The sequence below is a fragment of the Desulfocurvus sp. genome, assembly GCF_023230885.1.
Taxonomy (GTDB): Bacteria; Desulfobacterota; Desulfovibrionia; order Desulfovibrionales; family Desulfovibrionaceae; genus Desulfocurvus.
Genome location: NZ_JALNWM010000033.1, coordinates 1 through 20,200, shown reverse-complemented (window position 1 = coordinate 20,200; position 20,200 = coordinate 1). Strand labels below are relative to the sequence as shown.

Sequence of the window (20,200 nt, the reverse complement as noted above, 5' to 3'; positions counted from 1 at the left end):
GCTATGCAGAGGGGAGGGACGGCGGCACCTTGCGGAAAAACCAAGCAGGAAACGTGCGCAGGGGCTGTCAGGGAATCTCTCTCGCCAAGGGCGGCAGTGTCAGGTGAATACTATCTCTGTACAGAATAATAATGAAATTACAATAGAAAACAGAACAAAAAGCCTGCAATTTTGGGCAGTAAGCCTTGCCATGTTTGCTTTTACAGTATTTTTCAGCGTCTCATTGGCTGCTGGATACAACAAAGAAAACACCCATGTTGCTATTTTTTGTCTTTTAATTTGCATTCCATGTCTAATTTATGCGCTATATAAAGTCAAAAATAGCATAAAGTCTTCTGTTTCAATAAACAATGATGCAATCGAATTCTACTCAGACGGCACTTGTACCGCCCGCATTCAATGCGCCGATATCCAGCGCATAAATCTATTGTGCAACCCATTGCGCAACAGGATAACATATATTTCATGGCTTGGACAGCTTGGATGTATCCTTGGATTCTTTATTTTTGTACCGTTATTTATTGCAGCGATATCATTCATTGTCATATTAAAGATAACTCATTCCGCTGTCTCACGCAGAGGCACTCCGTCCTTATTCTTCGATAGCATAATCATCGAACATGAAGACGACTTATACTATATCTGGGCCCCAGAGAAAGTAAGCACGACGGCCATGCTGGATAAATTGAACGACATTTCCCGCCTTCATGAAATCGAAATTAAAAAATCTCTCCTGTTCATACCCGGCAGGACCAAGAAAAAACGGACCAACTAACGAAGCCCCCCGCCCCCCAACGAAAAGGCCCCCGCGGCGCGCGCCGCGGGGGCCCCTTCATGAGGCGGAGGCAGGAAACGGCGCCCGCCTACCGGGCGCAAACATCCTCGAACATCAGGCGCTCGGCGTATTCGGCCTTCTTGCCGTCGTTCCAGCGGCTGACCGGGCGATAGTAGCCCACGATGCGCGTGTAGACCTCGCTGTCCTTGCCGCAGGTGGGGCACTGGAAGTGCTCGCCCTGGATATAGCCGTGTTCCTTGCACACCGAGAAGGTCGGCGTGATGGACAGGAAAGGCAGCTTGGTGTTGGTGAACGCCTTGACGATAAAGCTCTTCAGGGCCGCCGTGTCGCTCACGGCCTCGCCCAGGAAGGTGTGGAACACCGTCCCGCCGGTATACAGCGGCTGGAGCGCGTTCTGGTGCTCCAGGGCGAAGAGCACGTCGTCGGAGTAGCCCACGGGCAGGGCCGTGGAGTTGGTGTAGTACGGCGTGCCGTTGCCCGAGGCGTGAATCTCCTCGTAGAGCTTCTTGTCGATGCGCGCCAGGCGGTAGCTGGTGCCCTCGGCGGGGGTGGCCTCCAGGTTGTAGAGGCTGCCCGTCTGCTCCTGGAAGCGCGCGGTCAGGTCGGCCAGGTGGCGCAGGGTGCGCTGCATGAAGCGCGTGCCCGCCGGGGTCTCGATGCCCTTGCCGAGCAGGTTCAGGCAGGCCTCGTGGCCGCCCACCAGCCCGATGGTCGAGAAATGGCCGGCAAAGCCGTTCTTCAGGTAGCGCGCGGACCACGGGAACATGCCGCGCTCCAGGTTCTCGTTGATCATCTTGCGCTTGAATTCCAAGGAATCGCGCGCCAGCTCGGCGTATTCGGTGATCAGATCCAGGAAGTCCTCCTCGCCCTGGGCGAGGTAGGCCAGCTTTGGCAGGTTCAGGGTGACCACGCCGATGGAGCCCGTGAGGTCGCCCGCGCCGAACAGGCCGCCGGTCTTCTTGCGCAGCTCGCGCAGATCCATCTTCAACCGGCAGCACATGGAGCGCACGTCCTCGGGGCTGATGTCCGAGTTGATGAAGTTCTGGAAGTAGGGCACGCCGTACTTGGCCGTGAGCTGGAGCAGAAGCTCGCCGATCTCGCTGTCCCACGGGAAGTCGTCGGTGACGTTGTAGGTCGGGATGGGGAAGGAAAATATGCGCCCGTCGGCGTCGCCCCGGAGCATGACCTCGATGAAGGCCTTGTTGATCATGGCCATCTCGGGGGCATACTCGCCGTAGGTCGAATCCTGGAGCTTGCCGCCGATGATCACGGCCTCGTTGGCGATGTGCCTGGGCGGGGCGAGGTCGAAGGTCAGGTTGGTGAACGGGCTCTGCCCGCCCCAGCGCGAGGTGGTGTTCAGGTTGAACACGAACTTCTGCATGGCCTGGCGGACCTCGTCGTAGCCGAGGCCGTCGTGGCGGATGAAGGGCGCCAGATAGGTGTCCACGTTGTTGAAGGCCTGGGCCCCGGCCCACTCGTTCTGCAACGTGCCAAGAAAGTTGTTCATCTGGCCCAGGGCGGTGTCGAAATGGCGGGCGGGCCCGGCGCAGGAGCGGCCTTCGAGGTTGAAGCCCTCCAGCAGCAGGTCGCGCAGGCTCCAGCCCGCGCAGTACCCGGCCAGCCCGAAGGACAGGTCGTGCAGATGGAAGTAGCCGTGCTCGTGGGCCAGGCGGACTTCCTCGGGATACTTCTCCAGGGCGTAGCGGGCCTGGACCGTGCCCGACAGGTGCAGCATGAGCCCCTGGAAGGAGTGGGTCATGTTGGCGTTTTCCGCCACGCGCCAGTCGGCCTTGGACAGGTAGTTGTCGATGGTGTCCTTGATGTCCAGGTAGGCGGCGGTCTGCTCGCGCAGCTCGCGGCGCTTTTCGCGGTAGATGATGTACTTGCGGGCCACGTTGTAGAGCCGGGACTCCATGAGCACCTGCTCCACGAGGTCCTGCACGTGCTCCTGCTCGGGCACGTCGATGCCGGCCAGCTTCTGCTCGACCTTACGCGCCAGCCGCTTGGAGAGAATGGGATCCTTGATGCCGCTGGCCCTGAGGGCCTTGAATATGGCTTGGGCAATGCGGTCCAGGGACCAGGTCTCCAGGCAGCTGTCGCGCTTGAGAATCTGTTTGGGCATCGGTCCTCCTCTGCGGTGCAACGTATTTTTGCTCCACCAGCGTGAAGCCCGCGGGCAGCAGCCCGCGAATGGTGTCCATGTCCCCGGCATCGAGCAATGGAACCCTGGTCGTCCTGAAATAGAAAGCCCCGGGGGCCTGGGCGGCCATGCGGAAGATGGCCTCCAGGCCAGCCCGGGCCGTGGCCGCGTCCACCCCGCCGCCCGTAAGCTCCGGGTACTTGTGGTAGGGGCCTTTCACGTCCACGGCGAAGGTCTGCACCAGCCCGGCGCCCAGCAGGGAGCGCACCACGGCCGGGCGCATGCCGTTGGTGTCGAGCTTCACGGGCAGGCCCAGGTCGGCCAGATCGGCCAGCAGGGCGGCCAGCCCCGGCACCAGGGTCGGCTCCCCGCCGGTGACGGTGATACCGTCCAGCCACCGGGCCCGGCGCGACAACAGGCCCAGGACCTCGTCGCGGTCCAGGGCGGGCAGGCGCCCGGGGGCCCAGGCCATTTCGGCGTTGTGGCAGGTGGGGCAGCGCAGGTTGCAGCCGCCGGTGAACAGCACCGCGCAGGCCCGGCCCGGCCAGTCGCAAAGGCTCAGGCGCTCGATGCCGCGAACATGGCCCCAGGCCTGATGGCGATCGGAAGGATGCATGGAAACCCTCTTGCGCGTCGGCCCCGGGAGGCGGCGCGCCCCGCCCGGAAGGCGGGCGGAAGACGTCGGCGCGCCGGGGCTGCCTGGAGAAGACAAACGCCTCCCCCGCCGCCCGCGCCGGGCGGCGCACGGCGGGCGGCGTCAGGCCCCGGCCTGCGCTCTAAAATTAATCCAAGTATTTCAACAGATTAAACAATTTCTAGATAATATAGTCGAAAAGGCCGGGCAGGTAAAGGGGGGCCCAAAAATCCCCTCGCAAGGGAATCTCCCGCTATTCCGCCCCGTTCCCGTGGCGTGTGGACAGCGGCCGAGTTGTCCACCAAATGATGCACAGGTCGGGATCAATGAAATGCCTGCCAGCACTGGCTTTGCGGCCGCCGATGTGGATAATTTTTTTCCGCCCTCCCCCGCGACGCCGACCCGGCGCGGCCCATGCGGCCAGGGCGTCGACAATCGCCCGAAAACACTTCTCATCTCCCCCAGCGGCCGGGCATGGACCGCCGCGCACACCATCCCCACCCACGGCACCCCCCGGCCCGCCGAGCCAACAGGGGCCTGCCCGGCGGGCGGGAACCGGACGCGGGCCCGATGTGGACAAAAATTTAATCGCCCGGAATACATGACGAACGCCGGGAAGCAGCGCCAGCGCGGGGCCCGCGCGCCTGCCCCAGGAGCCCTGCGGGCCCGCCACCCGGCCGGGCCAAGGCGGAAATCGCCGCCCCGGGCCCGGGGCGGCCAAAGCTGCCCCCGGCCATGCACAACCCCGGACAAGGCGGGCCGGGGCCGGGGCACATCATACCGGAAGAAATGGATTTCCAAACAAAACGCCCGGCGCGGGGCCGGGCGTCGGGGCGCCGAAACGGCGCGGGCGCAAGCCGCCGGGGCGGCTCAGGCGGTCAGGAAATCGGCCACGCTGCTCACATAGCTCTCGATGCCTTCGCGCACGCCGTCGGACACGGCGTCGAACATCACGCCCAGGACCATGCGGTTCTTGTGCATGGTGATGTTCTTGGCGCGCCCGGCCAGGCGCACGGGGCGGTTGGTGCCGATCATGAGGAAGTCCAGGTTCAGGGGCGTGTCCACCGCCAGGGACGGCAGTGTGGCGTCGGGCGCGTCGAGCACAACCTGGCAGCCGCCGCAGGACAGGTTGCGCATCATGCCCTGGTATTCGGCGTACTGCTCCTGGTCGTCGCCGCCCACGCCCACGCGGACCGGCAGGTAGCAGTCCACGCGCTGGCATTTGCGCAGGTTGAGGACCTCCACGGTGGACGGATAGCGCAGGAACAGCAGCCGGAAGGGGCCCGACTGGGTCCAGAGCACCTCGGACTCGAAGCCGTAGACGTTGCCCTGGAACATGTAACGCACGGTGACCCGCTTTTCCGTGTAGAGATGGTCGCCCACCCCCGGGATGCGCGGCAGGCGCATGATGATGAACTGGCCCTTGGCCATGCCCAGGAACTCGGTCTTGAAGCGGTCGCCCAGCCCCTGGGGCTCGATGAGCACCACGGTGCCCATGGTGATGCCCAGGGCGTCGCCTTCCAGCTTGGACACGTTGAGATTTCTGGGCACTGTCGGTCTCCTGCGCGGACTCCCTGCACTGCGCGCAGCGCAGGGGTGGATAAGAACGCACTATACCGCAAGGGCCCGTCTTTGCAAGCCTGTTGCGCAACCGTTGGGGCTCGGGGAAAAATCGCCGCCCGGGCGGGCCGGGCGGCGGGACGGGCGCAGGAGGACGGGGCCGCGCGACGGGCTGCCGCGCGGCCGGGACGCGGCTCAGGCCGGGACGCGGACCAGGGGCGCGGGCCCCGGGTGGGAGGGTCGGTCCAGGATGGCGCCGTCGCGGGCCACCACCACCTCGCGCAGGGGCAGATCCGTACGGCCCGAGGCCGCCAGCCCCTGGCGGACCGCGGCGGGCAGCCCCGCGCAGCAGGGCACCTCCATGCGCACCACCGTCACCCCGCGCACCCCCGAGCGGGCGAACAGCTCCGCGAGACGCCGGGGATAGTCCGCGTCGCCGTCGAACTTGGGGCAGCCCAGGAGCACCACGTTGCCGCCAACAAACCGGCGGTGGAAGTCCGGATGGGCCACCGCCGCGCAGTCCGCGGCGATCACCAGCTCCGCCCCGCGCAGGAACGGCGCGTCGGGCGGCACGAGGCGGATCTGCACCGGCCAGTGGCCCAGCAGGCTCGGCGGGGCGTCGTCCGCGCCCGCGGAGGCGGCCGGGGCCAGCCGCGCCGGGGCGGCCCCCGGGCAGCCCCCGCCGGGGCGCAGGCTCATGGCCGCCGCCCCCGGGCAGCCCCCGCCGGGCGCGTGGCCGTGGGCCGGGGCGCCGCCGCCAGCGGCCACATGGGCCAGGGCCGCGGCCTCGTCGAAGGGCTCGGCCTCGCGCTCCACGATGCGCAGCGCGCCGGTGGGGCACTCGCCCAGGCAGGCGCCCAGGCCGTCGCAAAAACTGTCGCGCACCACGCGGGCCTTGCCGTCCACGATGGCCAGGGCCCCCTCGGCGCACGAGGGCACGCACTGCCCGCAGCCGTTGCACAATTCCTCGTCTATCTCGATGATCTTGCGATATTCCCTGGTCATGGCCTTCTCCTGGCTGTGAAGTTCCGGCGCGGGGCCCGGGCCGCCGCCGCCACAGCTTCACCATAGGCATCCCCGCCGCGCGCGCCTTGACCTGGATCAAGCTGGAATGCGCTTTTCCCGGCGTTGCCCCCCGGCTCCGGGAATGCTAAGGGCTTGGCATGGAACTGCAAACCTTCCTGAAATCGCGCATGCCCCTCTTCCGGGGCCTGGAGGACAGGCAGATCGAGGCGCTGGCCTCCATTTGCGTGCCCGCCGACTACCCCAAGGGCCGGACCATCTTCCTGGAGGGCAGCCAGGCCCAGGGGCTGTATGTAGTCATGAGCGGGCAGGTCAAGATCTTCAAGCTGTCCCTGGAAGGACGCGAGCAGATCATCCATATCTACGGGCCGGGGGAGCCCTTCGGCGAGGTGCCCGTGTTCGAGGGCGGGCGCTTTCCGGCGAACGCCGAGGCCACGGCGGACTCGCGGGTGCTGTTCGTCCCGCGCGACGGGCTGCGCCGGCTGCTGGAAAACGACAGCACCCTGGCCATGAACATGCTGGCCGCCCTGTCGCGCAAGCTGCGCCGCTTCACCGTGAAGCTGGAGAACCTGACCCTCAAGGAGACGCCCCAGCGGGTGGCGGCCTACCTGCTGGACCTCTCCGACCGCTCGGGCGGCGCCGCCGAGGTCACCCTGGACATCTCCAAGGGCCACCTGGCCGGGCTGCTGGGCACGGCCCAGGAGACCCTCTCGCGCGTGCTCAAGCGCCTGAGCGAGGCCGGGCTGATCCGCGTGCGCGGCAAGCACATCGACATCCTGGACCCGGACGGGCTCCAGGCCGTGAGCGACGGGGACGACCGGCTGTAGCCGGGGCCGGGGTTGTGTTCCCGCCCGGGGCCTGCTAGGCTCCGCACCGCCCGGCCCGCACGAACCGCAACCGCAGGCCGCCCAGGAGTCCCGGCATGACGACCATGTTCCCCGTTCCCATGACACGCAAGGCCGTGTCCCTGCTGCTGTGCTTCGCGGCCTTCTCGGCCGGGGCCGCCATGTGGAGTTTCCGCTCCGGTTTCCTGTGGACGGGCATCTGCGTCCTGGCGGTGGCCGTGCCCATCACCGCCCTGTACTGGTTCATGCTCGTGGCCAACCCGGCCAACACGCGGATCATCGTGGACGGTGGTTCCCTGCTGGTGGACGCGCCGCCCTTCCTCAAGGCCTCCCAGCCCCTGGACGGGGTGACCCGCGCCTTTGTCTGCTCCCTGAAGGACGAAGCCGCCTTCGCCGACCTGAAAAGCGAAGGCAGCATGGCCTTTTTCGGCTACCGCAGCGGCATGTTCCGCACGGCCTCGGGCCGCGACGCCGTGGTGGTCACGCGGGGCGACCGGGTTCTGTGCCTGGAGACCGCCGAACGCTATTTCCTGCTCGGCCCCAAGGACCTGGACGGGCTGGTCGCCGCGGTGGGCGCCGTGGTCCCCGTCCGCCAGGGCTGATCCCCCACCCCCTGCGCGCCCGCTCCCCGAGGTGCCCCATGTCCCGTGTGCGCGTCTTGTGCCTGCTCCTGGCCCTGGGCCTGCTGGCCGCCTGCTCGCGGCACAGCTTCGGCCCCGAGGTCGACCCGGCCCTGCGGGCCTACCAGGCCCGCCTGGCGGCCGACCCGGCCCACCGCGAAGCCTGCGAGGTTGACGGCGTGGCCGTGACCCTGCCTCCGGGCTGGTTCGAGGTGCCCCTGCGCCCCGGCGCCAGCCCGCTGATCAGGCATTTCTACATCCACAGCGAGCGCTCGGCCCAGGCCGGGATGCTGCCCACCGTGCGCGTGTTCCTCTACCCCGCCCAGGCCGCCGAAATGCTCTTCGCCGGGCCCGAGGAATACGACGCCCTGGTCCGGGAGGGCATCCCCGGCTACGACGGCGCCGACCTGGAATACGACGGTCCGGGCCGCGTCATCCGCCACGTCTACCGCTGCCTGGCCCCGGAGCTGGGCGGGCGGCCCGTGTTCCGCTGCACGACCATCATCGCCGCAGCCTCGGGGGTGGTGGAGGTGCAGTACACCGACGCCCTGGAGAACCTGCCCAACGTCCAGAGCTACTACATGGACGTGCAGGAGCTGATGGCCTCGGTGACGCGGCGCTGAGCGGCGCCGGGCCGGAGCCGAAGGAAAGGCCCCCCGCGCGGCTTGCGCGGGGGGCCTTCGTTTTGGCCCGGGGCCGTGGTCCCGGCCCGGGCTACATCTCCTGGGACAGGGCGCGCAGCGACTCGGCCAGGTCCGCCAGCCGCTGCACGTTGTCGCGGGCGCGCAGCATGCCGTCGGCCGTTTCCTGGGCCACGGCGTTGACCTCGTCCACGGCGCGGTTGATGGCGTCGCTGGTGGCCGACTGCTCCTCGGCCGCCGTGGCGATGGACCGGATGCGGTCCGCCGTGGCGGTGACCAGCTCGCTGATCTCCCGCAGGGCCGCGCCCGAGGCGTTGACCATCTCCGTGGCGTGGGCCACGGCCTTGTCCGACTGGTCCACGGCGGCGATGTTCTCGCGCGCGCCGGTCTGGATGGCCCCGATGGCCTGGGCCACCTCCTGGGTGGCGGTCATGGTCTTCTCGGCCAGCTTGCGCACCTCGTCGGCCACCACGGCGAAGCCCCGGCCCGCATCGCCCGCCCGCGCGGCCTCGATGGCCGCGTTCAGCGCCAGCAGGTTCGTCTGGTCGGCGATGTCGCTGATGACGTTGAGCACCTGCCCGATGCCCTCGGCCTTCTCGCCCAGGGCGTCCATGTTGGACTTCAGGCTGGTCGAGCGCTCGCGGACCTCGGTAATGGCCTCCACGGCCCTGGCCACCACGTCCGAGCCCTCCTGGGCGCGGCGGCGCGAGCCGTCGGCCTGCTCTGCGGCCTCGCTGGCGCCCCGGGCCACGTCCATCACCGTCTCGTTCATCTGCTCCATGGCCTGGGCGGTCTCCCCGGCGCGGGCCTTCTGCTGCTCGGCGCCCTCGGAGACCTCGGCCACCTGCCCCGACAGCTCGCCCGATGCCTCGGCGATGGACGCGGCGGCCTCGGCCACGCGCGCGTTCACGCTGCGGATCTGCTCCAGGTGCGATTGCAGGGTCGTTTCCTTCTCCACCAGCGGGGTCACGTCGCGGGCGATCTCCATGCGGCCGATGATCTTGCCGTGGCAGTCGCGCAGCACGTCGGAGGTCGGCTGGATGTAGACCTTGCGCCCGCCCAGGTCGGCGGAGATGACGTTGCCCGCGTAGGCCTCGCCCGTGCGGCGGCACTGCTCGATGGGGCAGTTGACCGTGCCGCACAGCTCGGTGTTGAACACGTCGCGGCAGGGCGTGCCGCGCAGGGCCTCCACCGTGCTCTTGCCCAGGCGCGCCGTGGCCGCGTTGGCCACGATGAAGTTCATGTCGTCGTCCACGGCGAAGATGGGGTCGGGCACGGCGTTGATCATGTAGCCGTACATCTGGGTCTGGCACAGGATGGTGTCGAGCTTGCGCAGCAGCTTGTTGAACCACGAGGCCAGGTCGCCCATCTCGTCGCGGGCGCTCTCGTCCAGGGCCTCGGACAGGTCGGCGCGGTCCTCGGCGATGTCGCGGATCTTGTTCCGGATGGCCCGCACCGGCCGCAGCACGCTGCGCGAGAGGAAGAACCAGGTCACCAGCACCGGCAGGACCAGGATGGCCAGCAGGATGGCGCCGATGGTCGCGCCCGTGCGCCAGATGATGGCCTCGGTGGCCGAGGTGTCCAGGGCGTAGACGATGACGCCCATCTGGTCGCCCTTGTAGTCCTTGACCGGGAAGGCGGCCAGGGCCATGCCACCCATGATCTCGACGTGGCGCCCCGCGCGGCCCGCCTCCAGGAAGTCCGCCGTCACGAGCTGTTCCACGGCCTTCTCCTCGGTGCCCGACACGAGCACGAAGCGCCCGTCCAGCACCGGATACTTCGCGGGGTCCTTCAGGCGCGAGGAGATGTGCAGCATGTCGGCGTTCATGTAGAGCAGCAGGTCCTCGCCCTGCCGGGCCGCGCCCGTGGCCAGGATGGGCCCGAACTCCACGAGGGTTTCCACCGAGCCCAGGTGCTTGCCCGAGTCGGAGCGCACGGGCATCATGCCGCGGATGGCGAACCCGCCGCGCCCCAGCTCCACGCCGCCCAGGCCGCGGCCCGAGGCGTTCACGTCCAGGACCATCTGGCGGAAGGAGGACAGGTCGTCGGACACGTCCATCCACTTGCCGTCGCGGTTGACCTGCTGCTTGCGCCACAGGCGCACCAGGCTGCGCGTCGTGGGCATGTGCACATGTAGCTGGAACTTGGTGCCCAGCATCTGCTCATAGCCCTCCAGCATGGGCGCCAGCTCGCGGCGCAGCCCCTCGCGCGCCCGCTGGCTGGTGGGGTCGCTCTCGTCGCGCATGTCGCCCTGGGCGGCCAGCTCCAGCGCCCCGACCACCGCCGGCATGCGCGAGAACAGCGCGGCCAGCTCCTTGGCCCGGTCCGCCCCGGCCTGGATGCCCGCCTCGATCTCCGCCGCCTTGTTGCCGACGATCGTCTCGACGAAACGCGACTCGAGCTGGCGCAGGTTGCTCGCCAGCAGCCACAGCCCCAGCCCGCCCAGAACCAGCACCGTCGCGGCAACCGGCAGGGACACCTTCAATCGGATGCTCATGGGAAACCACCTCGGATTTCAAAGACCGCGGCGGGTTGCCCCCCGCCGCCCCCGGGAAAAGGTTTCGAACACAGGATCACATCAAGCTTAACATGAATTCAATAAGCAGAACAAGAATGTCGACTGAATGCCCTCTATTTCACAAAGCGGCACCTGAAAACAATTGTCCGCCAACCGATTTTCAGAAAAGCTCCCCGGATCCCGGCCTGGGCGGGGACGGGGGCGGCAGGACGCCGCGACGAATCGCCACGCTGTATAGCATGCATGTTTAAATAAAAATGCCTCATGCTCGCAGGGTTGCGGAAAGAACGCAGGGCGCGCTTGACATTCATTCTCAGTCTCACTATTGTCCGGCCATGCGCGGACGTTGCAAGAAACACCACGGCTGCAAGGGCTGGGACGGACACACCCTGCGTGATGCGCCCCGGGGCTGCCGGGTGCGCATCCAGGGCTTCTCCTGCTGCCCCAAGGACCGCTGCCGCCTGCTGGCCCTGGGCCTGACCCCGGGCGTCACGGCGGAGATCGGCCCTTCGGGCTGCCTGCGTGTGCGCGACGCCGACATCGTCCTGGGCGACGACCTGGCCTCGACCATCACCGTCCAGGCCCTGACCGAGGACGCCCGGGCCTGAGCCCGGAGCCCGGGCAGCCACGCCGCCGCGCCCCCGGCCCGGCGGCTTTTTTGCGCCCTGGCGCCCCGCCCGGGCCCGCCCCGCGCGCCGCCCCGCCCGCCGGGGACCGGGACGGGCACCCCACGCCCCCCCGCCGCGCGGGGCATGATGGCGACCGGGACGGGCGGCGCACCCGTTGCAAAAAGCGCACACCCCGGCGCGCGGGGCACGACTCGCGCCCGCCAGGCGGCGTGCCCGCCGCCGCCCCACCCCACCCCGGCGCCCCGCGTGCCAGCGCAGCGCCCCGCGTGCGCAGGCCCGCTATCGGCCCTGCCGGATCCGCCGACGCACCGCAGACCAGCGCGACACACCGCGCCCCGCGCCGTCCTTCACGCCGCCCGGTGCGCCCGCGCCGCGCCGGGGCCGCCGCCACGCCCCGGGCCCCAACGCACCTCCGGTGCCCCCCACCTCGCGCGGCCCGCGCCGGAGAGCCTTGACGGGCCAGTTGAAAAGCATTATCGCCCCTGGAATCCGGCCCGCCCGCGCCCACACGGCGCGCGCATCCCCCGGCTTGGACACCGTCCTTGCCGTATTTGCGGTTCGCGCCCACACGGCGCGCGCACGCCCCCTCCCGCGGGCCGGACCAAGGAGCGAAACCATGCCCCAGCCCCTGCGGCTGCGCGAACTCAAGGTCGGCCAGCGCGCCGTCATCCACACCGTTTCCGCCCAGGGCGAGCTGGGGCGGCGCATCCGCGACATGGGCCTTGTGCCCGGAACGGAGGTGGAGGTCGTCGGGCGCGCGCCCCTCAAGGACCCCGTGGCCCTGCGCATGAAGGGCTTCACCCTCTCGCTGCGCAACAACGAGGCCGACTACGTCCTCGTGAACCTGGCCCCCGGGGCGGCGGGCTGACCGTGGAGCGCGTAAAAATCGCCCTGGCGGGCAACCCCAACGCGGGCAAGACCACCCTGTTCAACGCCGTCACCGGCGCGCGCCAGCATGTGGGCAACTATCCGGGCATCACCGTGGAGAAGAAGGAAGGCTTCGCCCGGGTGGACGGAACCGAATTCCACATCCTCGACCTGCCCGGCACCTATTCGCTCACGGCCTACACCCAGGAGGAGCTGGTGGCGCGCGACGCCCTGGTGGACGAGCGCCCGGGCGTGGTGGTGGGCGTGCTCAACGCCGCGGCCCTGGAGCGCAACCTCTACCTGGCCGTGCAGATTCTTGAAATGGGCCTGCCCCTGGCCCTGGCCCTGAACATGATGGACGAGGCCCGCAAGCAGGGCCTGACCGTGGACGCCGCGCGCCTGGGCGAGCTGCTGGGCTGCCCGGTGGTCGAAACGGTGGCCCGCACCGGCGAGGGCGTGGGCGAGCTGCTGCGCGCCGCGGCGGGCCACGCCCGGGCCACGGGCGGCGTGCGCGCCCCGCTGGACATCTCCTACGGGCCGGACCTGGACCCCGTGCTGGCGCGCATGGTCGCGCGCATCCAGGAGGAGGGCTTCCTCGCCGGGCGCCACCCCGCGCGCTGGCTGGCCCTGAAATACCTGGAGGCCGACGAGCAGGTGCTGGCCGCCGGGCGCGCCGCCGGGCCCCTGGCCGCCGAGCTGGAGGGCATGGCCGAGCGCGTGGCCGACCACTGCCAGCGCACCCTGCGCACCTCGCCCGAGGCCATCATCGCCGACTCCCGCTACGGGTTCATCGCCTCGCTGCTGCGCCAGGGCGTGCTGACCAGGCCCGACGGCCCCTCGCGCGCCGACTTCTCGGACATGCTCGACCGCGTGCTGACCCACCGGGTGGCCGGGCCCCTGGGCATGCTCGGGGTGCTGCTGGCCGTCTACTGGGCCACCTTCACCCTGGGCGAGCATCCCATGCGCTGGGTGGAGGCCCTGTTCGGCCTGCTGGCGGGCGCCGCCGACGCCGCCCTGCCCGACGGGCTGCTCAAGTCCCTGGTGGTCTCGGGCGTCATCGACGGCGTGGGCGGGGTCATGGGCTTCGTGCCGCTGATCATGCTCATGTTCCTGTTCATCGCCTTCCTGGAGGACTCCGGGTACATGGCGCGCATCGCCTACATGCTCGACCGCGTGTTCCGCATCTTCGGGCTGCACGGCTGCTCGGTGATGCCGTTCATCGTCTCGGGCGGCATCGCCGGGGGCTGCGCCGTGCCGGGGGTCATGGCCGCGCGCACCCTGCGCAGCCCGCGCGAGAAGCTGGCCACCCTGCTCACCGCGCCGTTCATGACCTGCGGCGCCAAGCTGCCGGTGTTCCTGCTGCTCACGGGGGTCTTCTTCCCCGGCGCCGAGGCCACGGCGCTGTTCCTCATCACCCTGGGCGCCTGGGCCGCCGCCCTGCTGGTGGCCCGGCTGCTGCGCTCCACGGTCATCAAGGGCCCGAGCACCCCCTTCGTCATGGAGCTGCCGCCCTACCGCCTGCCCACCCTGCGCGGCATGCTCATCCATACCTGGGAGCGCACCTGGCAGTACATCAAGAAGGCCGGGACGGTGATCCTGGCCATTTCCGTCCTGCTGTGGGCGGCCATGACCTTCCCCCAGCTGCCCCGGGAGCGCGCGGCCATGTATGCCGCCGAGCGCGAGGCCCTGGCCGCCCGGGCCGCCGACCCGGGGCTGGACCAGGCCGCCCGCCAGCTCCTGGCCGAGCGCCTGGCCCTGGTGGACAACACCGAGCGCGAGGCCGCCCTGCGCCACTCCCTGGCCGGGCGCACGGGCGCGGCCCTGGAGACGATCACCGCCCCCGCCGGCTTCGAATGGCGCACGAACATCGCCCTGGTCGGCGGGTTCGCGGCCAAGGAGGTCATCGTCTCCACCCTGGGCACGGCCTACTCCCTGGGCGAAACCGACCCCGAGGACGCCAAGCCCCTGGCCGACCGCCTGCGCGTCGACCCGCACTGGTCGCGGCTGCACGCCGTGGCGCTCATCGTGTTCATCATGCTCTACGCGCCCTGCTTCGTGACCGTGGTGGCCATCCGTTCCGAAGCCGGGTCGTGGCGCTGGGCCGCCTTTTCCGTGGTCTTCAACACCGCCCTGGCCTATGCCCTGGCCGTGGCCGTCTTCCAGGGCGGGCGGCTGCTGGCCCTGGGCTGAGGCCCGCCGCGCCGCGCGCCCGCGCGCCTGTTGCCAGAAACCCACCCCTGGGGTATGAAAACCCCAGGCGCGCACAGGCGCGGGAGGGATGGGCATGACGGCACACACCGGCGGGTTGCGCCACAGCCTGCTGACCAAGATATTCGCCTCGGTCAGCCTGACGCTGCTCGCGGGGGTGGCGGGCTGGACCTGGTTCAACCTGCACCACCAGCGCGAGACGACCATGAAGCACATGGTCGACGGGGCGGACCGGCTCTCCAACACCATCCGCCTGGCCTCGCACTACGCCATGCTCCACAACTCGCGCGACGACCTGCGCCAGATCGTGCGCAACGTCGGGCGCCAGCGCGACGTGGAGGCCGTGCGCATCTACGACAAGCACGGCGTGATCCAGTTCTCCAGCCTTTTCAGCGAGGTCGGCCAGACCACCAACATCAAGGCCGAGGCCTGCGATGTCTGCCACCGCGAGGACCCGCCGCGCGCCAACGCGCCCCTGGACCAGCGCACCCGCATCTTCACCGCGCCCTCGGGCGCGCGCATGCTCGGCATCCTCACGCCCATCCACAACGAACCCTCCTGCTCCGGCCCGCCGTGCCACTTCCACCCGCCGGACAAGACCGTGCTGGGCGCCATGGACATGGTCATCTCCCTGCGCGAGGCCGACGCCGGGCTGGCCGTCTACCAGCGCAACTCCATCGCCCTGGCGGCCCTGGTCTTCCTGTTCACCACCTACATCATCCTGCTCTTCGTGCTGCGCTTCGTGAAAGAGCCCGTGCTGGCCCTCATCCAGGGCACGCGGCTCATCGCGCGCGGCGAGCAGATCCCCATGGACGACCTGGACGAAGCCGACGAGATGGGCCAGCTCGTCGCGGCCATCAACCGCATGGGCCGCGACATCAGCGCCAAGCAGGCCGAGCTGAACCGCCAGCGCGACGAATACCAGGGCCTGTTCGAGACCGTGCCCTGCCTGATCACCGTGCAGGACCGCAGCTACCGCCTGCTGCAATACAACCGCGAGTTCGCCGAGCGCTTCGCGCCCCAGGCCGGGGACTACTGCTTCCATGCCTACAAGGGCCGCGACGAGCGCTGCGAAAACTGCCCGGTGGAGAAAACCTTCGCCACCGGCAGGCCCCACTTCAGCGAGGAGGCCGGATACAACAAGGACGGCTCGCGGGCCTACTGGCTGGTCCACACCAAGCCCATCCGCAACGAGCGCGGCGAGGTCGTGGCGGCCATGGAGATGTGCCTGGACATCACCCAGCGCAAGCTGCTGGAGGAGAAGCTCGAACGCTCCGAGCGCAAGTACCACGCCATCTTCAACCAGATCCCCAACCCGGTTTTCGTCCTGGACCGCCAGACCCTGGACATCCTGGACTGCAACGACGCCGTGCTGCCCGTATACGGCCACGCCCGCGAAAGCCTCCTGGGCACCTGGTTCCCCGCGCTGTTCGCCGGGGGTGATCCCGCCGAACACGCCGCGCGCCTGCGCAGCGAAAACGCCCTGAACCAGGTCCGCCACATGACCAGCGCCGGGCGGCCCATCTATGTGGACATCAGCCTCGCGGCCACGGAGTACGCCGAGCGCCCCGTGCTGCTGGCCATCTCGCGCGACATCACCCACCGCCTGGAAACCGAGCAGAAACTCATCCAGGCCAGCAAAATGGCCACCCTGGGCGAGATGAGCACCGGCGTGGCCCACGAACTGAACCAGCCCCTGTCCGTCATCCGGACCATCTCCGGTTTCCTCATGCGCAAGCTGCGCAAAAAGGAGCCCCTGGACGAGAAAACCTTCATGCTCATGGCCGAGGGCATCGACCAGAACGTGGAGCGCGCCGCGCGCATCATCGAACACATGCGCGAGTTCGGCCGCAAGTCGGGCCTCAAGCTCGAGCGCGTGCGCCTGGACGCCGTGCTGCGCAAGGCCTTCGACCTCTTCGACCAGCAGTTCCGCGTGCGCGGCATCGCGCCGCGCTGGGAGCTGGCCGACGAGCTGCCCCCCGTGCTGGCGGAGCCCAACCGCCTGGAGCAGGTGGTCATCAACCTGCTGCTCAACGCCCGCGACGCCATCGAGGAGCGGCGCGCCGCCGAGGAGAAGACCGCCGCCCCGCAGGCCGGCCCGCAGCCCGACCCCTGCGACGCCCCGCCCTGTACGCCCGACGAGGTCCGCCTGCGGACCATGCTGCGCGACGGGCGCGTGGTCATGGAAATCGAGGACACCGGGGCCGGCTTCCCGCCGGGCATCGCCGAAAACCTCTTCGTGCCCTTCTTCACCACCAAGGAGGTGGGCAAGGGCACCGGCCTTGGCCTGTCCATCAGCTACGGCATCGTCCAGGCATACGGCGGCACCATCCACGCCGAATCCGCCCCCGGCGGCGGCGCCCTTTTCCGTGTCGAATTCCCCTCCGCACCGGAGGAGAAAAGCCCTTCCGCCACCGGCGGGACAGGCCAGGACACCCCCCCCGGCGGCGACGGGGAAGCGGGTTGCGCCGCCTCCCCCCCTTGACGAAAAAGCCTTTTTCCGCCTAAGGTTGACCCGGTTTGAAAAGAGAGCCGCAACGCTCGTTGTGGCCGCCCCTCGCCCCAACCCAGACTCGGACGGTATTGTACTCGATGCGGATTTCCACCCGCAGCCGGTATGGCACTCGCATGATGCTCGACATCGCCCTGCACGCCGAGGAAGGCCCCGTGCGCATCCAGGACGTGGCCGAGCGCCAGGGCCTGTCCCTGAAATACCTGGAAAAGCTCGTCCGGCTGCTCAAGGACGGCGGTTTCATCCGCTCCAAGCGCGGCCCCAGGGGCGGGCACCTGCCCGCCAAGCCCCTGGACCAGATCACCGTGGGCGCCCTGGTGCGCATCCTCGAAGGCGACACCATGCTCGTGGAATGCTCCTCGGACAGCCACTGCTGCGTCAACGAGCCCATGTGCCTGACCCGGCGCGTCTGGAAGGCCGCGGCCAACGCCATGTTCGAAAAGCTGGAGACCATCACCTTCGCCGAACTGGTCGGCGAATTGCGCCGCAACAACATGCTCGGGCTGCTGCCCGACCTGTTCCCCGACGTACCCGACGCCGAGTGCCGCACCGCCCGGGACATGGCCGCCACCTTCCGCCACCCCTAGGCGAAGCCCTCCGGCCCCCGCCGAAAGGCCCGCACGGCCCGACGGGCATGCCCCCGGCAAGGAAACTGCCAACGGGCCTGACGCCCGCCACAAGGGACAGCCCGAGGCCATCCCGCCCCGCCCCCCCACCGGGAGGAAAGACTCCCCGCACGCCCACCCGGCGCCCGCCCGGCGCCCGCCCGGCGCCCGCCCGCATCCCCCTCCGCGCCCGCCTGCGCCCCCACGCGCGCGGCCCGCACGCCCCGGCGGACAGGGGAGCATATGACACCGCCCGGCGTGCCTCGCCCGCGCCCCATCCGGGCCCGCCCGCGCCTTTCCCCTTCGCATCGGCCCCGCCCGCGCCAACACCGCCCCGCCCCCTCCGCCTCCGCCCCGGCGCCATGCCAGCCCCGCCCGCGTCCCCTGCTCGCGCCAGCTCCGGCCACTCCTCCTCGCCTCCGCCCCGGCCCCGCGCCAACTCCGGTCCCACCTCCTCCGCCTCCGCCCGGCCCCGCGCCAGCTCCGGCCATTCCTCCTCCGCCTCCGCCCGGCCCCGCCAGCTCCGACCCGGCCCTTCCGCCTCCGGGCCCGCCCGGCGCGCCGGGGTTTCCGACCTGGCCGCAATGCAATCTGCGCCCTTGACGCATGCGTAAATATTCCATACCTACGGCGTAGAGTTTCAACACGACACGGCGTCCCATCCCCCCACCCCTGCGCGCCCGCCCCTGCGCGCAAACGCCGCAACAGTGTCGTCCAAGCAGGAAAACCTCCATGCGTCTGACCACCAAAAGCCGCTACGGCGCCAAGATGTTCCTGGACATCGCCCTGCACTGCGACCAGGGCCCGGTACGCATCGGCGACATCTCGCGGCGACAAGGCATCTCTGTAAAATACCTGGAAAAACTCATCCGGGCGCTCAAGGATGCCAAGTACATCAAGAGCAAACGCGGCCCCAAGGGCGGGCACCTGATCACCCGGCCGCTGTCGGAAATCTCCGTGGGCGACATCGTGCGCGTCCTGGAGGACCACCGCCAGATCAACGAGTTCCTGGACCCCGGCGACGCGGCCTCCGGCGCGCGCTGCATCACCAACCGCGTCTGGCACGAGGCCAGCCGGGCCATGTTCGACAAGCTGGACTCCATCTCCTTCTCCGAACTGGTGGCCGAGGCCCGCTCCTGCCCCCGGGCGGGGTGCTGCTTCAAGGACCCCAACGGCTCGCCCGCAAACTAGATTGAGCAATCAAACAGCCCCCGCCCCCCGGTCGCCGGGGGGCGGTTTTTTTTCAATCCGCCTCGAATAATTCTTTTTTTCACGTTCCGTTTCTGGAACCCGAATTCCATACTTGACGGGTATATTCCCATTCTATACTCTCCGGGGAGACTTTTTCCGGAAATGGCGTAATAACCTGGAATACCGCACGATCCTGCAACCCGAGGGGCAATTCGGGGTGGCACGGATCATCCGGGGCCAGCCATGCCGGAAGGGAAGCAGCCACAGACCGCTCGCCGCCGGCTGGTGGGAGGGCGGCCCGGGACGCATGGGCGCCACGGGCCGCCGGGATGGCCGGGGATGCGAACTGCGGATGCGATGCGTTGCATTGGCCGTGGACTTTTCATTTCAGCCAAAGGAACGAGGGACAGCATGAAGAAGGGAAGATTCCTGGCGCGATGGGCCGGGGTCGTCGCCGTTCTCGCAGCGCTTTCCGCATACGCCATCGAGGCCGTGGGCGTGGTGCCGGCACCCCCCAGCGGCGGAGACGGACGGGCCGACATCCTGATGATCGACTCGCTCGCGGCGTTCGGAGAGCTTGAGGAGGCGCCGGTCGCTTTCCGGCACGACCAGCACACCGAAGCCCTTGCCAAGATCGGCAAGGCCGACTGCGCAACCTGCCACGAGTCCGAAAAGGACCGGCTGGTGCCCAAATTCAAGCGCCTGACGGACACCGACGCCCGGACCGTCAAGGCCGTCTATCACGACAACTGCATCGGCTGCCACAAGGACCTGGCCGCCCAGGGCCAGCCCACCGGCCCCGCAGACGTGGACTGCCGCGGCTGCCACGCCGCCGCCCCGGCCGACGCCTCGGCCTGGAAGCCCATCCGCATGGACAAGTCGCTGCACTTCCGCCACCTGGACTCCAAGTCCGTGGCCCGCGACGCCGAGGGCCGCACCTGCGCCGCCTGCCACCATGACTATGACCAGGCCGCCAGGAAGCTCGTCTATGTCAAGAACACGGAAGACTCCTGCGCCGCCTGCCACGGCCCCGTGGCCACCCCCGGGCCCGACGGCGACGTGCGCTCCCTGCGCGACGCCTCGCACCTGGCCTGCGTGTCCTGCCATGTGCAGGTGGCCGCCAAGGGCGCCGACTCCGGCCCCGTGACCTGCCAGGGCTGCCACAGCGCCCAGGCCCAGGCCGCCGTGAAGACCGTGGCCGACGTGCCCCGCCTGGAGCGCGGCCAGGCCGACGCCGTGCTCATGGGCCTGCCCGCCGCGCCCGCCCAGGGCGCCAAGCCCGTCAAGGGCCTCATGAGCCCGGTGGCCTTCAACCACAAGGCCCACGAGGGCTACGTCAAGGACTGCCGCAGCTGCCACCACGAGAAGATCGCCTCCTGCTCCGCCGAGTGCCACACCCGCGCGGGCAACG

Annotated in this window: 16 protein-coding genes; 11 read left to right on the top strand and 5 right to left on the bottom strand. The window is 69.0% G+C overall.

Annotated features, from left to right (window positions below; translation table 11 throughout):
- The coding region (locus M0P34_RS03900; RefSeq protein ID WP_291496583.1) for a hypothetical protein at nt 1-775 on the top strand (775 nt) is incomplete at its 5' end.
- Between the two features lie 88 nt (nt 776-863).
- Here the strand turns inward: M0P34_RS03900 and M0P34_RS03895 are convergent.
- The 4 genes from M0P34_RS03895 to M0P34_RS03880 all read right to left on the bottom strand — a co-directional run bounded on the left by M0P34_RS03895 (nt 864) and on the right by M0P34_RS03880 (nt 6,135).
- Complete coding sequence (locus M0P34_RS03895) at nt 864-2,861, bottom strand: ribonucleoside triphosphate reductase (RefSeq protein ID WP_291496584.1); 1,998 nt, start codon at nt 2,859-2,861, stop codon at nt 864-866.
- On the bottom strand, nt 2,785-3,552 hold the full coding sequence (locus M0P34_RS03890; RefSeq protein ID WP_291496582.1) for an anaerobic ribonucleoside-triphosphate reductase activating protein: 768 nt from the start codon (nt 3,550-3,552) through the stop codon (nt 2,785-2,787). Before M0P34_RS03890 ends, M0P34_RS03895 begins: the two co-directional genes overlap by 77 nt.
- Before the next feature lie 888 nt (nt 3,553-4,440).
- Entirely contained in the window at nt 4,441-5,121 is a 681-nt protein-coding gene (locus tag M0P34_RS03885; RefSeq protein ID WP_291496581.1) for a flagellar brake protein, read from the bottom strand.
- Nucleotides 5,122-5,325: 204 nt separating this feature from the next.
- Nucleotides 5,326-6,135, bottom strand: coding sequence for a 4Fe-4S binding protein (locus M0P34_RS03880; protein ID WP_291496580.1), 810 nt, complete (start codon nt 6,133-6,135; stop codon nt 5,326-5,328).
- 158 nt (nt 6,136-6,293) lie between these two features.
- On the opposite strand from M0P34_RS03880, the gene M0P34_RS03875 reads away from it, so the two are divergent.
- The 3 genes from M0P34_RS03875 (at nt 6,294) to M0P34_RS03865 (ending at nt 8,241) form a co-directional block, all read left to right on the top strand.
- Nucleotides 6,294-6,980, top strand: coding sequence for a Crp/Fnr family transcriptional regulator (locus M0P34_RS03875; RefSeq protein WP_291496579.1), 687 nt, complete (start codon nt 6,294-6,296; stop codon nt 6,978-6,980).
- A 95-nt stretch (nt 6,981-7,075) separates the two neighbouring features.
- The gene (locus M0P34_RS03870; RefSeq protein ID WP_291496577.1) at nt 7,076-7,600 is read left to right on the top strand and encodes a hypothetical protein; all 525 of its coding nucleotides are present in this window, start codon (nt 7,076-7,078) and stop codon (nt 7,598-7,600) included.
- Between the two features lie 38 nt (nt 7,601-7,638).
- Nucleotides 7,639-8,241, top strand: coding sequence for a hypothetical protein (locus M0P34_RS03865; protein ID WP_291496575.1), 603 nt, complete (start codon nt 7,639-7,641; stop codon nt 8,239-8,241).
- A gap of 91 nt (nt 8,242-8,332) precedes the next feature.
- On the opposite strand, the gene M0P34_RS03860 is transcribed toward M0P34_RS03865, so the two are convergent.
- A complete protein-coding gene (locus M0P34_RS03860) occupies nt 8,333-10,756 on the bottom strand; it encodes a methyl-accepting chemotaxis protein (RefSeq protein WP_291496573.1) in 2,424 nt (807 codons plus the stop codon).
- Between the two features lie 356 nt (nt 10,757-11,112).
- On the opposite strand from M0P34_RS03860, the gene M0P34_RS03855 reads away from it, so the two are divergent.
- From M0P34_RS03855 to M0P34_RS03825, 7 genes are all read left to right on the top strand, one after another.
- Nucleotides 11,113-11,385, top strand: a complete 273-nt coding sequence (locus tag M0P34_RS03855; RefSeq protein ID WP_291496570.1) for a FeoA family protein — start codon at nt 11,113-11,115, stop codon at nt 11,383-11,385.
- Nucleotides 11,386-12,022: 637 nt separating this feature from the next.
- Entirely contained in the window at nt 12,023-12,274 is a 252-nt protein-coding gene (locus M0P34_RS03850; protein WP_291496568.1) for a FeoA family protein, read from the top strand.
- 2 nt (nt 12,275-12,276) lie between these two features.
- Nucleotides 12,277-14,463 carry a ferrous iron transport protein B gene (gene feoB / locus M0P34_RS03845; RefSeq protein WP_291496566.1) on the top strand — a complete coding sequence of 729 codons (2,187 nt, stop codon included), beginning with the start codon at nt 12,277-12,279 and terminating at the stop codon, nt 14,461-14,463.
- Between the two features lie 94 nt (nt 14,464-14,557).
- Nucleotides 14,558-16,966, top strand: a complete 2,409-nt coding sequence (locus M0P34_RS03840) for a PAS domain S-box protein (RefSeq protein ID WP_291496564.1) — start codon at nt 14,558-14,560, stop codon at nt 16,964-16,966.
- A 107-nt stretch (nt 16,967-17,073) separates the two neighbouring features.
- Nucleotides 17,074-17,580 (top strand): Rrf2 family transcriptional regulator, encoded by a 507-nt coding sequence (locus M0P34_RS03835; RefSeq protein ID WP_291496562.1) that lies wholly within the window; start codon nt 17,074-17,076, stop codon nt 17,578-17,580.
- A gap of 750 nt (nt 17,581-18,330) precedes the next feature.
- The gene (locus tag M0P34_RS03830; RefSeq protein ID WP_291496560.1) at nt 18,331-18,789 is read left to right on the top strand and encodes an Rrf2 family transcriptional regulator; all 459 of its coding nucleotides are present in this window, start codon (nt 18,331-18,333) and stop codon (nt 18,787-18,789) included.
- A gap of 411 nt (nt 18,790-19,200) precedes the next feature.
- Nucleotides 19,201-20,200: cytochrome c3 family protein (locus M0P34_RS03825; RefSeq protein WP_291496558.1), on the top strand; the 1,000-nt coding region annotated here is incomplete at its 3' end.

What these genes read in the sequence shown, in the direction of transcription:
- M0P34_RS03890 (WP_291496582.1), bottom strand. Translation starts at nt 3,552, where the DNA reads ATGCATCCTTCCGATCGCCATCAGGCCTGGGGCCATGTTCGCGGCATC.
- M0P34_RS03880 (WP_291496580.1), bottom strand. Translation starts at nt 6,135, where the DNA reads ATGACCAGGGAATATCGCAAGATCATCGAGATAGACGAGGAATTGTGC.
- M0P34_RS03875 (WP_291496579.1), top strand. Translation starts at nt 6,294, where the DNA reads ATGGAACTGCAAACCTTCCTGAAATCGCGCATGCCCCTCTTCCGGGGC.
- M0P34_RS03870 (WP_291496577.1), top strand. Translation starts at nt 7,076, where the DNA reads ATGACGACCATGTTCCCCGTTCCCATGACACGCAAGGCCGTGTCCCTG.
- M0P34_RS03865 (WP_291496575.1), top strand. Translation starts at nt 7,639, where the DNA reads ATGTCCCGTGTGCGCGTCTTGTGCCTGCTCCTGGCCCTGGGCCTGCTG.
- M0P34_RS03860 (WP_291496573.1), bottom strand. Translation starts at nt 10,756, where the DNA reads ATGAGCATCCGATTGAAGGTGTCCCTGCCGGTTGCCGCGACGGTGCTG.
- M0P34_RS03855 (WP_291496570.1), top strand. Translation starts at nt 11,113, where the DNA reads ATGCGCGGACGTTGCAAGAAACACCACGGCTGCAAGGGCTGGGACGGA.
- M0P34_RS03850 (WP_291496568.1), top strand. Translation starts at nt 12,023, where the DNA reads ATGCCCCAGCCCCTGCGGCTGCGCGAACTCAAGGTCGGCCAGCGCGCC.
- M0P34_RS03840 (WP_291496564.1), top strand. Translation starts at nt 14,558, where the DNA reads ATGACGGCACACACCGGCGGGTTGCGCCACAGCCTGCTGACCAAGATA.
- M0P34_RS03835 (WP_291496562.1), top strand. Translation starts at nt 17,074, where the DNA reads ATGCGGATTTCCACCCGCAGCCGGTATGGCACTCGCATGATGCTCGAC.
- M0P34_RS03830 (WP_291496560.1), top strand. Translation starts at nt 18,331, where the DNA reads ATGCGTCTGACCACCAAAAGCCGCTACGGCGCCAAGATGTTCCTGGAC.